This is a genomic window from Microbispora sp. GKU 823 (genome assembly GCF_002027145.1).
In the GTDB taxonomy this organism is placed as follows: Bacteria; Actinomycetota; Actinomycetes; order Streptosporangiales; family Streptosporangiaceae; genus Microbispora; species Microbispora siamensis.
Genome location: NZ_MWJN01000027.1, coordinates 45833 through 60437, shown reverse-complemented (window position 1 = coordinate 60437; position 14605 = coordinate 45833). Strand labels below are relative to the sequence as shown.

Here is a 14605-nt window from a genome sequence, read left to right as displayed (position 1 = left end):
GTTGGGGACGCGCGAATCGCAGGCGGGCTGGCCACTCGGTGCCGGTGTCGGTGCCGCAGACGGTGCCGCGGATGCCGCTGCTCGGGGCGCCTGCCCGGCCTGCGCGCCTGCCGGCCCGTCGGCGTCGCGCCGACGGCGGCGCGTGGGTCGCGTACGGCGACCGTCTGGGCGGGGAACCGGGTGGACCTCTGGGTGAACCCCATGATCATCGTGGCCGTCTGCAGGGCCACCAGCGTCAGCGCGCCGGTGACGCGGAGCAGGCCCCGGTGACCGCGGCCGAAGAGCAGCCAGATGCAGACCGGGGTCAGGACGAGCCAGCTGAGGCCGAGCAGGAACGCGAACATCGGGGCCGCCAATCCACGAAGAGTCGTCGCTCTAGGTAATACACCCGTGACGCTTCGTGGTGAAGACATTGACGTCCCGACCGCGCGCGTGTCCCGGCTCGGCCGCCCGGCCGATCGGATTCGCGGGTCAGGAGCGGAGGACGGGCTCCCCGGTGAGCTCCACCCCGGCCTCGGCGAGGCGGGCGAGCGCCGTCTCGGTCGTCTCCCGGGCCACGCCGGCCGTCAGGTCCAGCAGGACCCGTACGGCGAAGCCGTTCGCCGCCGCGTCGAGGGCGGTGGCCCGGACGCAGTGGTCGGTGGCGATGCCGACGACGTCCACGGCCTCCACGCCGCGCTCGCGCAGCCAGGCGGCCAGGCCCACGCCGTCCGCGGTGGCGCCCTCGAACCCGCTGTAGGCCGCCTGCCGCGCGCCCTTGCTGAAGACCTCCTCGACCTTCGCCGTGTCGAAGGCCGGGTGGAAGCCGGCGCCGGAGGTGCCTACCACGCAGTGCGGCGGCCAGGAGTCCACGAAGTCGGGCTCGGCCGCGAAATGGGCCCCGGGATCGACGTGGTAGTCGCGGGTGGCGACGACGTGGTCGTACGCGTGCTCGTGGACGTGGCGGCTGATCGCGGCGGCCACCTCGGCGCCGCCGCCCACCGGCAGGCTGCCGCCCTCGCAGAAGTCGTTCTGCACGTCCACGACGACGAGCGCGGTCTTCATGGGGTCACCTCACAGTGGCGATCCTCAGCGTGGCGATCACGGAGGACCGGCGTCGTCCTCATGCGCCGGTCCCCCGCGATCACTTGAAGATAGTAGGGACTGCGGGGTCTCCGGGGGAGAGGCTGCACGCTTCCAATGGCAACTCGGCCAACGTCGCCCGGTGGCGGTCGCGGGCGGCCTCCAGGCTCTCGCGGCCGACGACCTTGCCGTCCCGCACGAGTTCGGCCAGCAGGGGGCGGTCCTCCGTCTCCACAGGCTCGCGGGTGACGACCTCGGCGGTCGCGGTGCCGCCGCTGGTCCTGCGGTAGGCCCACTTGCGCCCGCCGACGCTCGGCTTGCCGACGGACGCCTTGGCGACCGGCTGGAGCCGTCCCGTGTGGTCCTCGCGGGCGACGAGCTTGTAGACGAGGCTGGCCGTCGGATGTCCCGAGCCGGTGGACAGGGCGGTGCCGACGCCGTAGGCGTCCACCGGCGCCGCGGCCAGCGCCGCGATCGCGAACTCGTCCAGGTCGCTGGTGACGACGATCCGTGTGCGGCTCGCGCCCAGTTCGTCGAGCAGGCGGCGCACCTCCACCGCCACCACGGCGAGGTCGCCGGAGTCGATGCGCACCGCGCCGAGGTCGGGCCCGGCCAGTTCCACCGCGGTGCGTACGGCCTTCGCCACGTCGTAGGTGTCCACGAGCAGGGTGGTGCCGAGCCCCAGGGCGTCGATCTGGGCCCGGAAGGCGTCCTCCTCCGAGTCGTGGAGCAGGGTGAACGCGTGGGCGGCGGTGCCGGCGGTCGGCACGCCGTACAGGTGGCCGGCCATGAGGTTGGAGGTGGAGGCGAAGCCGCACAGGTAGGCGGCCCTGGCGGCGGCGACCGCGGCGTACTCGTGGGTGCGGCGCGAGCCCATCTCGATGAGCGGCCGGTCTCCGGCCGCCTGCGTCATCCGGGAGGCGGCCGCCGCGATCGCGCAGTCGTGGTTGAGTATCGACAGGGCCACGGTCTCCAGCAGCACGGCCTCGGCGAACGTCCCCTCCACCACCATGATCGGCGAGCCGGGGAAGAACGCCTCGCCCTCCCGGTAGCCGTACACGTTGCCGGAGAAGCGGTAGCCGGCGAGGAACTCGCCGGTGGGCTCGTCCACGATCCCGGCCGAACACAGGAACTCGATGTCCTGCTCCTCGAAGCGGAAGTCCTCCAGCGCGTCGAGGAACCGCCCGGTGCCGGCCACCACCCCGTAGCGCCGTCCTCCGGGCAGCCGCCGGGCGAACACCTCGAAGACCGCCCGCCGGTGCGCCGCGCCGCCGGCGAGCGCGGCCTGGAGCATCGTCAGTTCGTACTGGTCGGTCAGCAGGGCCGTGCCCGTGGTCATGCGCACGTGTCGAAGACTACGACGGTCGTGGTGCAGGATGGGTACGTGGGTAGCACAGCTCCAACCGAGGTCGAGCGTCCGTCGTCGGACGTGCGCCCCGATCTGCCGTGGCTCACGATCGTGTGGAACGACCCGGTCAACCTGATGTCGTACGTGACGTACGTCTTCCAGACCGTGTTCGGCTATCCCCGGCAGAAGGCCGAGAAGCTGATGATGGACGTCCACCACAAGGGCAAGGCCGTCGTCGCCAGCGGCACCCGGGAGGAGATGGAGCGGGACGTGCAGATCCTCCACTCCTACGGGCTGTGGGCGACCGTCCAGCAGGACAAGTGATGAGCACGGGATTTCGGGCGACGTCCGACGGGGTGACCGTCCAACTCGACGCGGGCGAGGTGTCGATCCTGCGCTCGCTGGTGTCGCAGGTGCTCGGCCTGGTCGAGCCGGGGACCACCGGCGACGACCCGTTGGAGCGCGCCCTGGGCATCGGCTCCGCCGCGCCGCCGGCCGACCCCGTGCTCGCGCGGCTGTTCCCCTCGGCGTACGCGGACGACGAGGACGCGGCGCAGGAGTTCCGGCGCTACACGGAGGCGACGCTGCGCGACGGCAAGCGGGCCGACGCGACGACGCTGCTGGAGACGGCGGCGCCGGGCCGGCTGACGCTGACGGCCGAGCAGGGGCAGGCGTGGCTGCGGGCGATCAACGCGTCCGCCTCGCGCTCGGCGTGCGGCTGGAGGTCACCGAGGAGGTCCACGAGGAGATCGCCTCGATGTCCGAGGACGACCCCCGCTATCCGGCGTTCGTGACCTACGACTGGCTGACCTACCTGCAGGACACCCTCGTCAGGGCGCTTTGGTAGGTTGCCCGCATGCTGACGATCTCACGCGAGCTGGTCGACAAGATCGTGGCCCATGCCCGGGCCGACCACCCCGACGAGGCGTGCGGCGTCGTGGCCGGGCCCGCCGGGTCCGACCGTCCCGAGCGGTTCGTCCCCATGGAGAACGCCGAGCGCTCCCCGACGTTCTACCGCTTCGACTCGATGGAGCAGTTCCGCGTGTGGCGGGAGATGGACGACCGCGACGAGGTGCCTGTCGTGATCTACCACTCCCACACCGCCACCGAGGCGTACCCCTCCCGTACGGACATCAGCTACGCCTCCGAGCCCGACGCCCACTACGTGCTGGTGTCGACCGCCTCCGAGGAGGACACGCCCTTCCGGTCCTACCGGATCGTGGACGGGGCCGTGACGGAGGAGGAAGTCAAGATCGTAGAGTCCTACGGTTAAACTGAAGTTATGGCTAACGATGACGCTCGTCCCGTGTCGTCACCGGCTGCCCTATCGCGCCGGGTGCGCCCGGAATCTCCTGTTCAGGCGTTCCTCTTCGCGCACACGCCGTCTGTCGTCGTCTACGACTGTCACTGAACCCGCCCGCCGGTGCCCGGGGGAAGAAGACCGCTGGAATCGCCGCCCGCCCGCCCATGTTTCAAGCACATGAACGCGAGCAGGCTGGACGCCCACCATAACGACGACCACTGATCAAGGAGATTGAGCCGACATGGCCATCGAGGTCCGCATTCCTACCATCCTCCGCAGCTACACCGATGGCGCCAAGGCGGTCAACGCCAAGGGATCGACCCTCGAAGAGCTGATCGGCGACCTGGAGTCGCGCCACCCCGGCCTGAAGGACCGGCTGGTGGACGAGTCCGGGCTGCGCCGCTTCGTCAACGTCTACCTCAACGACGAGGACGTACGCTTCCTCGGCGGGCTCGGCACGCCCGTCGCCGACGGCGACACCGTGACCGTGCTCCCGGCCGTCGCGGGGGGAGCGCGCTGAATGCGCTTCGACTCGTTGATCGACTCGGTCGGGCGCACCCCGCTGGTGGGTCTGCCCCGGCTCTCGCCGTCCCCTGACGTACGGATCTGGGCGAAGCTGGAAGACCGCAACCCGACCGGGTCGGTCAAGGACCGGCCGGCGCTGTGGATGATCGAGCAGGCCGAGAAGGACGGGCTGCTCACTCCGGGCTGCACGATCCTGGAGCCGACCTCCGGCAACACCGGCATCTCGCTGGCGATGTCGGCCCGGCTCAAGGGCTACCGGCTGATCTGCGTCATGCCGGAGAACACCTCAGAGGAGCGCCGCCAGCTGCTGCGCATGTGGGGCGCCGAGATCATCTCCTCGCCGGCGGCGGGCGGGTCCAACGAGGCGGTGCGGGTCGCCAAGGGCCTCGCGGCCGAGCATCCCGACTGGGTGATGCTCTACCAGTACGGCAACCCCGCCAACTGGCGCTCCCACTACGAGTCGACCGGGCCGGAGATCCTCGCGGACCTGCCGACCGTGACCCACTTCGTCGCCGGGCTCGGCACGACCGGCACGCTCATGGGCGTCGGCCGCTACCTGCGCGAGCACGTGCCGGACGTGAAGATCGTGGCCGCCGAGCCGCGTTACGGCGAGCTGGTCTACGGCCTGCGCAACGTGGACGAGGGATTCGTGCCCGAGCTGTACGACGCGTCCGTGCTGACCACCCGCTACTCCGTGACCTCGGCCGACGCGCTGCGCCGGACCCGTGAGCTGCTGGCCGCCGAAGGCATCTTCGCGGGCATCTCGACGGGCTGCGCCCTGCACGCGGCCCTCGGCATGGCCCGCAAGGCCGTCCAGGCGGGCGAGCGGGCCGACATCGTGTTCATCGTGGCCGACGGCGGCTGGAAGTACCTGTCCACCGGCGCGTACGAGGGCACCCTCGACGAGGCGGAGGACCGGCTCGAAGGCCAGCTCTGGGCCTGATCGCCGATAAGGATCGCCGATGAAGGCCGACCGGCTCACCCCGCCCGCTCCGGCATGGGTGGGCCGGAGATCCGGTTCGGGCGGGATGAGCCGGAGTATGGGAATCAGTTGAACACGACCCGGAGGGTGAAGGTCGAGCCGTCGTCGCCGTGGGTGCCGCTCAGGCCGATCGCCCGCAGCTTCTCGGCGTCGGCGCGCTCCTGGCCGCTGAGACCGTCCAGGTAGAGCTTCTCCAGCCGGTCGAGGTCGGCGTACAGGGCGTAGGTGGCGTTCGCGGCGTCCGGGACGGCGATCTTGAATGTCTCGCTCTCGCCGAGCGTGCCGCCGCCGTTCAGCGCGTCGGCGTACTCCTGGGTGCTCGCGATCACGAACCGCCCGTCGCCTTCGGCGGTGGCGATGTCGGCGGACCTCTCCATGCCGTTCCGATGAATCTTCACCCGGTCCACCATGTCGCGCGCCTTGGCGGTGTCCGTCGTGAGCACGGCGCCGACCCGGGGCTGCGCGCCGTCGAGGTCCTGCTCGTCCAGGGCGAGCGTGAGGGTGCGGCCCAGCAGCGTCGCGAGGTCGTCCGGCAGGGACAGGCCGTACTGCGTCCGCGCCTCGTCGAGGGCCTGCCTGACCGTCTCGCCGCCCGGGCCGCCCGCCGCTCGCTCGATGGACGGCCACTGCTCGCGCAGCAGGTCGCCCAGGCCGGAGATCGATGCCGCCGCGACCGTGGAGGCGGGCAGTTCGCCGATCTTCACCGGCTCGGGCCGGATCGACGTGGCCGTCCCGCCGCGGGTGATCCCGGTCAGTTCGGCGTAGTCGCCCGAGAACCGGAGGGCGCCGGCGAACCGCATGCCCTTGATCTGCTGCAGCACGGGCGTGTCCGCGATCTCGCTCCAGCCGGCGTCGGCGACCTTCTCCACGTCCATCCAGAACGACAGCACGCCCTGCTCGCCCAGCGCGCCGAGGTCCCCGGCGAAGCGCGGCTCGCCGGACAGCGGCGCCGCCTTGACGTACTCGTCGGCCAGCTTCTGGCTGGTGGCGATGATCGCGTATCCGTCGCGGAACGCCAGGCCGCCCTTGCCGTCGCCGAGGCCCATCTTGGCGATGCCGGTCCGGGCCGCCGCCTCGTCCTTCACCTGTACGGCGAGCGCGCCGACGGGGTCGCCGCCGCCGTCCGCGGGCAGCACGGCGAGGCCGACGCGGTCGCCGAGCCAGGGTTCGACGTCCCTGGCGAAGTCGACCTTCGAGAGGTCCGGGTCGTCCTTCTGCAGCGCGGTGACGAGCGCCTTGCGCGGATCGTCCCCGCCGAAGGAGTCGCGGGTGGCCGAGAACTTGCGGGCGATGCCGAACAGCGCGAGCTTCTGCCCGGCCGACGGGTCGAGGTCGAGCCGGACGTAGGCCAGCGCGTTCGCGGGCAGCACGTCCTGCGGTTGCGCGCCGCCGCCGCTGAGCTTCGAGGCGGCCCACACGCCGCCGCCGCCGACCACGCCGACGAGCACGGCGGCCACCAGCGCCAGGATCCAGCCGCGCCCCCGCCGGCCCCTGCCCTCAGGCGGCGCCGGCGGGCCGGGCACGGTGGCGGAGCCGATCTCCTCAGGCTCCGTCCACGACGGCAGCCGGACGGTGTGCGCCTCGTTCGCGGCGGGGCGGGGAACGCGATAGGCGACGGTTCGGTCGAAGTCGGATTCGTCACCAGGCCGCCAGGGGCTCGGATTGCGAGGGGAGGTGTCGGGGGGACATGGGGCTCACTCACATACGTCGTCGTCTGGTACGCCGCGACGCTAGGCCCGGCCGGTAGCGGCGCGCTTGCAACCCGCTTGACCTGGAGACCCCGGGGGCGCTCCGCCGGAGTGCCACGCTAGAGTAATGAGCAGAACAATATTCGGTAGAGCGGCGAGGGGCGCATGACCAAGTTCGACGAGGCGACGCAGGCCATCCGGGTCGACGACACCACCTACGACGTGTGTCTCGACGACGGGTACTCCATCGGAGGGCCGCTGAACGGCGGCTACCTCATGGCCACGATGCTGCGCGCCGTGGTGGACGCCTCGCCGCACGCGCACCCGGTTTCCACGAGCGCCCAGTTCCTGCGGGTGGCGCGGCCGGGCCCGGCCAGGGTGCTGCTCGAACCGCTCAAGACGGGCCGTACGGCGGCGATGACCCGGGCGCGGCTCGTCCAGGACGGCGAGTCGTTCATCGAGATGCTCGTCACGACCGCGACGCTCGACGGGGAGGCGGCCCCGGACTGGGCGGACGGCCCGTCGGCCGTCATGCCGGACCTGGCGGACTGCGTGCGCCTGCCCGAACCCAAGCCCGAGTCGAACATGAACTTCAGCGCCCAGATGGAGCTCGCGTTCGACCCGCCCACGATCGGCTGGCTCACCGGCGCGCCGACCGGACGGCCCGAGTCGCGGGCGTACTTCCGGCTGGCCGAGCCGCAGGACCCCGACCCGTACGTGCTGGCGCTGGCGGTGGACGCGCTGCCGCCGGTCGTGTTCTCGGCGGGGGCGCGGGGATGGGCCCCGACGGTGGAGCTGACCTGGCACCTGCGGGCCCTGCCCGCGCCGGGGTGGCTGACCCTGATCGGCGGCGGACGGCTGATCAGCGACGGCTGGTTCGACGAGGAGGTCGAGGTGTGGGACTCGGCGGGCCGGCTGGTCGCCCAGTCGCGCCAGATCGCGCGGCTGGGGCGGGGCTAGACCGCGCCCCTCGTGCCCGGCGCGCGATGTGAGCATTCTTACCGTCGGCGGCGGGGATCAGTCCCCTAACCTTGGGAAGCGTGCCGGAGGACAACACCAGGGCGATCGGGATCTTTGACAGCGGCGTGGGCGGCCTTACGGTCGCCCGGGCGATCATCGACCAGCTGCCCCACGAATCGATCTTCTACGTGGCCGACACGGCCCACCAGCCGTACGGGCCCAAGAGCATCGCCGAACTCCGCGCGTACGCGCTGGAGGTCATGGACCACCTGGTCGAGCACGACGTGAAGATGCTGGTCATCGCGTGCAACAGCGCGAGCTCGGCCGTGCTCAGGGATGCCAGGGAGCGCTACGACGTCCCGGTCGTCGAGGTGATCCAGCCCGCCACCCGGCGGGCCGTGCGGGCCACGAGGAACGGCAGGGTCGGCGTGATCGCCACGCGGGCCACCATCGAGTCGATGGCCTACCACGACGCCTTCGCCGCCGCCCCCGACGTCGAGCTGGTCGCGGTGGCCGCCCCCCTGCTCGTGGAGTTCGTCGAGCGGGGCGAGACGATGAGCGAGGAGCTCATCGAGGTGGTCAGGGGCTACCTCAAGCCGATCCAGGACGCGGGCTGCGACACGCTCATCCTCGGCTGCACGCACTACCCGCTGCTGACCGGCGCCCTCTCGTACGTCGCCGGGGACGGGGTCACGCTGGTGTCCAGCGCCGAGGAGACGGCCAAGGACGTCTATCGCATCCTGCACGACCGCGGGCTGTCCAACGGCGCGGGCGAGCCGAGGCACCGCTTCCGGGCGACCGGCGACACCGAACTGTTCGAACGTCTCGGGCAGCGCTTCCTCGGTCCCGAGCTCCAGTCGGTGGAGCGGACCGCCTCCGGCATCGGCGACGTCAGCGGCGTAGGGAGTTCGCGATGAAGTTGACGATCATCGGGTGCTCGGGCAGCTTCCCCGGCCCCGACAGCCCGTCCTCCTGCTACCTGCTGGAGGCCGAGGGCTTCCGGCTGCTGCTCGACTTCGGTAACGGGTCGCTGGGCGCGCTGCAGCGGCACGCCGGGCTCTACGACGTCGACGCCATCCTCCTGTCCCACCTGCACGCCGACCACTGCCTCGACCTGTGCGCCTACCACGTGGTGCGCACCTACACCCCGGACGGCCCGCTGCCGAAGGTGCCCGTCCACGCCCCCGGCGGCGCCTCCAAGCGGCTCAACGCGGCGTACGCGATGCCGGACGAGCCCGTGCTGGAGAACTCCTTCGACTTCGTACGGCTGTCGCCCGGCACCCGGCACGTCGGCCCGTTCGAGGTGACGGCCGCCCCGATGAACCACCCCGTGGAGACCTACGGCTTCCGCGTCACCCACCAGGGCCGTTCCGTCGCGTACTCCGCGGACACCGGCGAGTCGGCCGAACTGGTCAAGCTGGCCCACGAGGCCGACGTCCTGCTGTGCGAGGCGTCCTTCCTCGACCAGCCGGGCCTGACCCCCGGCCTGCATCTGAGCGGCAGGCAGGCGGCCGAGCACGCCGCCCGTGCCGAGGCCGGCGCGCTCGTCCTGACCCATCTCGTCCCGTGGTACGACAAGTCCCGCATCTTGGAGGACGCCTCGCGCGGCGGCTTCGCCGGCCCGATGGAGTTGGCGCGGAGCGGGGCCGTGTATGACCTAGGGTGACCCGTATGGCTCGTTCACACGGTCGTCGTTCCGACCAGCTTCGCCCCGTGACCATCACCCGGAACTGGCTCGCCCACGCGGAGGGTTCCGTACTGGTGGAGTTCGGGGGCACCAGGGTGTTGTGCGCCGCGACGGTGGAGAGCGGCGTGCCCCGCTGGCGCAAGGGCAGCGGTCTCGGCTGGGTGACGGCCGAGTACGCCATGCTGCCCCGGGCGACCAACACGCGCAACGACCGCGAGTCGGTCCGCGGCAAGATCGGCGGGCGCACCCACGAGATCTCCCGGCTGATCGGCAGGTCCCTGCGGGCCTGCGTCGACTACAAGGCCCTGGGGGAGAACTCCGTCCTGCTCGACTGCGACGTGCTGCAGGCCGACGGTGGCACCCGCACCGCCGCCATCACCGGCGCGTACGTCGCCCTCGCCGACGCGATCGCCTGGATGCGGCAGCGCCGGATGTGCCCCGGCGACCCCCTGGTGAACTCGGTCGCCGCCGTCTCGGTCGGCGTCGTCGGCACCGAGCCGATGCTCGACCTCGACTACAGCGAGGACGTCAAGGCCGAGACCGACATGAACGTGGTGATGACCGGCAGGGGCGACTACGTCGAGGTGCAGGGCACCGCCGAGGGCACGCCGTTCGACCGGACGGCGCTCAACGGCCTGCTCGACCTGGCCGCGACCGGCTGTGCCGAACTCACCCGCCTCCAGATGGAAGCCCTCTCCTGAACACCGTGGACACCAGCGAGGACGTCAGCATGAACAAGGTGGTCCTGGCCACCCGCAACGCCGGGAAGATCGTCGAACTGCGCCGGATTCTCGCCGACGCCGGTGTGCCGGTCGAACTCGTCGGCCTCGAGGCGTTCCCGCACATCGGCGACGTGGCCGAAACCGGCCTCACGTTCGCGGAGAACGCGCTGCTCAAGGCGCACGCGGTCGCCTCGCAGAGCGGCCTGCCCGCCATCGCCGACGACTCCGGCCTGTGCGTCGAGGCCTTGAACGGCATGCCGGGCATCTTCTCCGCCCGCTGGTCGGGCCGCCACGGCGACGACGACGCCAACCTCGACCTGCTGCTCGCGCAGATCGCCGACGTGCCGGACGGCCGCCGCCAGGCCCACTTCGCCTGCACGGCCGCGCTCGCGCTGCCGACGGGGGAGGAGCACGTGGTGGAGGGGGCCGTGCACGGCCACCTCATCCGCGAACGGCGCGGCACGGGCGGCTTCGGCTACGACCCGATCTTCGTGCCGGACGGCGACACCCGCACGACGTCCGAGATGTCGGCCGAGGAGAAGGACGCGATCAGCCACCGGGGCAAGGCGTTCCGGGCCATCGCCCCGGTGATCGCCGAGGTCGTCTCGTAATACCGCCGTAAGACCCCGGGAGGACGGGCGGGCGTAGCGTTCGGAACGTGAACGCAGCAGGCACCCGCATGCCCGCCTGGGCGGCCGCGCTGACCGGCCTCGTCGCCGGCGCGGTGGCGCTCGGGGCGGCCCAGATCGTCGCCGGTCTGATCGACCCCGGCGCCGCGCCGGTCGTCGCCGTGGGCGGCGCGATCGTCGACGCCACGCCCGCCGGCGTCAAGGAATGGGCGATCCGCACCTTCGGCTCCAACGACAAGCCGGTCCTGCTCGGCGGCATCGTCGTCGTGCTCGCCCTCGTCGCCGCCGGTCTCGGCCTGCTCGCCCGCCGCCGGACGGCGTACGGCACGCTGGGACTGGCCCTGTTCGGCCTCGTCGGGGCCGCCGCCGCGCTGTCCCGGCCGGACGCGGGGGCGGCGCACGTCCTGCCCTCGCTCGCGGGCGCGGCGGCCGGCGCCTGGACCCTGTCGCGCCTGACGCGCCGTGCCACGGCAGCGGCGAGGAGGACTACGTGGCCGCCAGCCGGGCCGCCGACCGGGGCATGAGCGAAACGCCCCTGACAGCGGCCGTGCCGGCCGAGAGCACGAGGGCCGGGAGTGTTGGGGAGGAGGGCGTTCGGGGAGGAGGGCGCTCGGGAGGAGATCCGTGCGGCGGAGCCCAGCCCCGCCGTGCCGCCCACCCCGCGCCCGTCATGCGGGCGGGAGCGGGGCCCTATGCCTTCGACCGGCGCAGGCTCCTGACCGGGGCGGCCGCGGGCGTCGCGGTGGCGGGTGTCGCCGGTCTCGGCGGATGGCTGCTGTCGGGCAGCAAGGACGCCGAACTGGCCCGGCGCGGCGTCGCCAGGATGCTGCCGCGCGCGGCGCGCCCGGCCGCGCCGATCCCCGCCGGGGCGGACCTGCGGATTTCCGGCCTCACGCCGTTCGTCACGCCCAACGCGGAGTTCTACCGCGTGGACACCGCCCTCGTCGTGCCGTCGGTGGACCCGGCCCGCTGGACCCTGAAGATCCATGGGCTGGTGGACAGGCCGGTCGAACTGACCTTCGCCGACCTGCTCAAACGCCCCCTGACGGAGGCGGACGTCACGCTGACGTGCGTGTCCAACGAGGTCGGCGGGCCGTACGCGGGCAACGCCCGCTGGCTCGGCGCCCGGCTCGCCGACGTGCTGCGCGAGGCAGGGATCCGCCGCGAGGCCGACATGCTGCTCAGCGTCTCCGAGGACGGCTGGACCTGCGGCACGCCGGTCGACGTGGTCATGGACGGCCGCGACGCGCTGCTCGCCGTCGCCATGAACGGCGAGGTGCTTCCGGAGGCTCATGGCTTCCCGGTCCGCCAGGTCGTGCCCGGACTGTACGGATACGTGTCGGCGACGAAATGGGTCACCGAGATCAGAGTCACCCGGTTCGACCGGGACGAGGCCTACTGGACGCCGCGCGGCTGGGCCCCCCGGGGCCCGATCAAGACCCAGTCCAGGATCGACCTGCCCCGTGACGGGGACGAGGTCACGGCGGGCCGTACGACCGTGGCGGGCGTCGCGTGGGCCCAGCACCGCGGCGTCGACGCGGTCGAGGTGCGGGTGGACGGCGGCGCGTGGCGGCAGGCGAGGCTCGCCGACGTCCCCGGCCCGGACACCTGGCGGCAGTGGTCGCTCGACCTGGACCTGACGCCGGGGCGGCACACGATCTCCGTGCGGGCCACCGACGCGACCGGCTACACCCAGACCGCGGACGAGGTCCCGCCCGCCCCCGACGGCGCCACCGGCCTCCACACCGTCACCGTCACGGCCCGCTGACCGGCCCCCGCACGGTCCCCGTGGAGAGCCGGGTCTGGAGTTGGGAAAACCCGCCGTGCCTCGGACGGCTCGCCTCTACCATCGGCACCCTGATGGGCGCGAGGAGGGGGGCCAAGCGCGTGAACCAGGAAAGGGCGCGCCGGCATGCGAGGTGGCGGTTGCCGTCCGGTGTGTACAACCCGGTCGTGACGGCCGACGGCCGGCGATGGCGGGACTACGAGCAGGCCGCCGAGGCGCCTGCTCCCTCGCTGGAGGATCGCCGCCTGGAAGTGCGGCTCGCGGCGCTGCCGCTGGGCGTGGACACCGTGACCATGCCGGTGGTGCCGGCCGCCAGGAACGGCGAGAGCGGGGGACGTGGGGGCCACGGCCTGGCGGCGCCCATCGGGCGCCGCGCAGGCTCGCCGGACGCCCGGGAAGCCGTCCCCGCCGTGGCACCCGCCGACGCCGGGAACGCCGGGGACATTGGGGACAGGGAGGACGGGGGGGGACCTCAAAGACGCCGAAGACGCCGTGGGCTCCGAGGGTTCGGAGGAGTTCGGACACTTCGAGGACGCCGGGGAGGCCCGGGGGACGGCGGAAGAGGCGGCGGCCGGGGAGATCGCTGAGGAAGCTATCGCAGCGGCCGCCACCGAGGCGGCACCCGACTGCTCGCCGTTGCCCCTGCAAGAGTCCGGCGCGGAGAAGTCCGGCACGGAGAAGTCCGGTGCGGAAGAGTCCTGCTCGGGGGAGCCCCGCTCGCACGACTCCGGGGACCTCGCGCCCGTGGAGGAGTGCCGGGACGCCGGGATGGAGCCGGACGACGCCGACACCGCATCCGACGCCGGGATCGACGACGCGGAGCACGAGGACGACGTCGAGGACCCGGCCGAGCCCGGGAATCGCCTGGGAGTCGCTGATCACCTGGAAAGCGCTGATCATCTGGAGATCGCTCCCGTCGGGACGCAGGACGGCGCCGCGGACGAGGAGACCATGACGGCCGTGCCGGCCGTCGAAGGCGAGCCGCTACCCGAGCCGCCACCCCAGGCGGGACACGAGGTCGTGGCTCAGACCGGACCGGACGAGTGGCTCACCGAGACCGCGCCCGCGCCGAGATTTCCCGCGCAGCCGGGCATGGCCGTGGACGACGGTCCCGAGGCGGGCGAACTCGCGGACGCCGACGACTTCTGGTCCGCCGTGCTGCACGACGAGACCGAGCGCGACTGGCTGGACGGCCCGGGCCGCCCGCGACGGCTGGAGGAGACCCGCCCGTACGGCAGGCCCGGCGGCCTGGCCGAGGCGGATCCGGACGGCCAGGTGAGCCTCGCGCAGGCGGTGAGCGGGCGCTTCCCGGACCCGCGCGGCACCTGGATCCGTCTGATCAACGCCGAAGGCCCGACGGAGGACGCGTTCAGGTCCAACAACGCCGTGGACTGCGCGCTGTCGGTGATGTCCACCTGGCACGGCGAGCCCGTCGTGGCGGCACGCAGGCAGCCGGAGTACGACGGGTCGGGACGCCCGCTGCTCACCGGGGAGACCGGGGGCGTCGCCCGCGCCGAGGAGTGGCTCGGGCACCGCTTCGAATACGTGGGCCACGGCCGCCGGGCGTACGTGGCCATCGCGCAGCGGCTGATCTTCGGCGGTCACGGTGCCGCCGCGGTCCTCATCACCCGCTGGGCCGGGGGAGGCAGCCACGCGTGGAACGCCGTCAACTGCCGGGGCGAGGTCCTGTGGATCGACGCCCAACGGGGTCACATGGCAGTGGAACCGCCGTACGAGGACGTCACGGGGGTCTTCGCGGTGGTGATCGACCGCCAGGGCCGCCGCCTGTAACGGCCCGCGCGGCGAGCACGGGCCCGACGGCGACGACCCCGGCCCGCTCCGGCTCTGTCTGTGCCCCGGCCCGCCGCCCGGGTCACCCGCTCGCGCGGGCGGCCCGGGCGGTCGCCGTACCG

17 protein-coding genes are annotated in these 14605 nt (G+C 72.5%); 14 read left to right on the top strand and 3 right to left on the bottom strand.

Translation table 11 applies throughout. The features are described from left to right. Positions 1 to 471 precede the first annotated feature (471 nt). Together B1L11_RS16675 and B1L11_RS16670 are read right to left on the bottom strand one after the other, a co-directional pair. Positions 472 to 1044: a nicotinamidase gene (locus B1L11_RS16675; RefSeq protein WP_079315322.1), complete on the bottom strand. Its 573-nt coding sequence runs from the start codon at positions 1042 to 1044 to the stop codon at positions 472 to 474. A gap of 79 nt (positions 1045 to 1123) precedes the next feature. Further along, the gene (locus B1L11_RS16670; RefSeq protein WP_143737316.1) at positions 1124 to 2407 is read right to left on the bottom strand and encodes a nicotinate phosphoribosyltransferase; all 1284 of its coding nucleotides are present in this window, start codon (positions 2405 to 2407) and stop codon (positions 1124 to 1126) included. Positions 2408 to 2446: 39 nt separating this feature from the next. Between B1L11_RS16670 and clpS the strand changes: the two genes are divergently transcribed. The 6 genes from clpS to B1L11_RS16645 all read left to right on the top strand — a co-directional run bounded on the left by clpS (position 2447) and on the right by B1L11_RS16645 (position 5181). Continuing rightward, positions 2447 to 2734, top strand: coding sequence for an ATP-dependent Clp protease adapter ClpS (gene clpS, locus B1L11_RS16665; RefSeq protein ID WP_079315320.1), 288 nt, complete (start codon positions 2447 to 2449; stop codon positions 2732 to 2734). After that, positions 2734 to 3204: a DUF2017 domain-containing protein gene (locus tag B1L11_RS16660; RefSeq protein ID WP_256862611.1), complete on the top strand. Its 471-nt coding sequence runs from the start codon at positions 2734 to 2736 to the stop codon at positions 3202 to 3204. The genes clpS and B1L11_RS16660 overlap by 1 nt, the downstream gene beginning before the upstream one ends. Next, the gene (locus B1L11_RS51015; RefSeq protein ID WP_256862620.1) at positions 3159 to 3257 is read left to right on the top strand and encodes a DUF2017 family protein; all 99 of its coding nucleotides are present in this window, start codon (positions 3159 to 3161) and stop codon (positions 3255 to 3257) included. The genes B1L11_RS16660 and B1L11_RS51015 overlap by 46 nt, the downstream gene beginning before the upstream one ends. Positions 3258 to 3266: 9 nt before the next feature. Then, a complete protein-coding gene (locus B1L11_RS16655) occupies positions 3267 to 3683 on the top strand; it encodes a Mov34/MPN/PAD-1 family protein (protein ID WP_079315319.1) in 417 nt (138 codons plus the stop codon). A 271-nt stretch (positions 3684 to 3954) separates the two neighbouring features. Further along, positions 3955 to 4233 carry a MoaD/ThiS family protein gene (locus B1L11_RS16650; RefSeq protein WP_079315318.1) on the top strand — a complete coding sequence of 93 codons (279 nt, stop codon included), beginning with the start codon at positions 3955 to 3957 and terminating at the stop codon, positions 4231 to 4233. Further along, positions 4234 to 5181, top strand: coding sequence for a PLP-dependent cysteine synthase family protein (locus tag B1L11_RS16645; protein WP_079315317.1), 948 nt, complete (start codon positions 4234 to 4236; stop codon positions 5179 to 5181). It begins immediately after the preceding gene. Positions 5182 to 5285: 104 nt separating this feature from the next. On the opposite strand, the gene B1L11_RS16640 is transcribed toward B1L11_RS16645, so the two are convergent. Beyond that, complete coding sequence (locus tag B1L11_RS16640; protein ID WP_218671166.1) at positions 5286 to 6743, bottom strand: DUF3352 domain-containing protein; 1458 nt, start codon at positions 6741 to 6743, stop codon at positions 5286 to 5288. Positions 6744 to 7073: 330 nt separating this feature from the next. On the opposite strand from B1L11_RS16640, the gene B1L11_RS16635 reads away from it, so the two are divergent. The 8 genes from B1L11_RS16635 (at position 7074) to B1L11_RS51010 (ending at position 14483) form a co-directional block, all read left to right on the top strand. Beyond that, on the top strand, positions 7074 to 7868 hold the full coding sequence (locus B1L11_RS16635) for a thioesterase family protein (protein WP_079315315.1): 795 nt from the start codon (positions 7074 to 7076) through the stop codon (positions 7866 to 7868). Positions 7869 to 7948: 80 nt separating this feature from the next. After that, positions 7949 to 8785: a glutamate racemase gene (gene murI / locus B1L11_RS16630; protein WP_372974684.1), complete on the top strand. Its 837-nt coding sequence runs from the start codon at positions 7949 to 7951 to the stop codon at positions 8783 to 8785. Beyond that, positions 8782 to 9534 (top strand): MBL fold metallo-hydrolase, encoded by a 753-nt coding sequence (locus B1L11_RS16625; protein WP_079315313.1) that lies wholly within the window; start codon positions 8782 to 8784, stop codon positions 9532 to 9534. The genes murI and B1L11_RS16625 overlap by 4 nt, the downstream gene beginning before the upstream one ends. Positions 9535 to 9539: 5 nt before the next feature. Continuing rightward, entirely contained in the window at positions 9540 to 10256 is a 717-nt protein-coding gene (gene rph, locus B1L11_RS16620; protein WP_079315312.1) for a ribonuclease PH, read from the top strand. 29 nt (positions 10257 to 10285) lie between these two features. Further along, on the top strand, positions 10286 to 10888 hold the full coding sequence (gene rdgB / locus B1L11_RS16615) for an RdgB/HAM1 family non-canonical purine NTP pyrophosphatase (protein WP_079315351.1): 603 nt from the start codon (positions 10286 to 10288) through the stop codon (positions 10886 to 10888). 47 nt (positions 10889 to 10935) lie between these two features. Further along, positions 10936 to 11430 (top strand): hypothetical protein, encoded by a 495-nt coding sequence (locus tag B1L11_RS54040; protein ID WP_306291667.1) that lies wholly within the window; start codon positions 10936 to 10938, stop codon positions 11428 to 11430. Positions 11431 to 11576: 146 nt separating this feature from the next. Beyond that, positions 11577 to 12674, top strand: coding sequence for a molybdopterin-dependent oxidoreductase (locus tag B1L11_RS54035; protein ID WP_306291666.1), 1098 nt, complete (start codon positions 11577 to 11579; stop codon positions 12672 to 12674). Between the two features lie 510 nt (positions 12675 to 13184). Beyond that, a complete protein-coding gene (locus B1L11_RS51010; RefSeq protein WP_256862610.1) occupies positions 13185 to 14483 on the top strand; it encodes a toxin glutamine deamidase domain-containing protein in 1299 nt (432 codons plus the stop codon). Positions 14484 to 14605 lie beyond the last annotated feature (122 nt).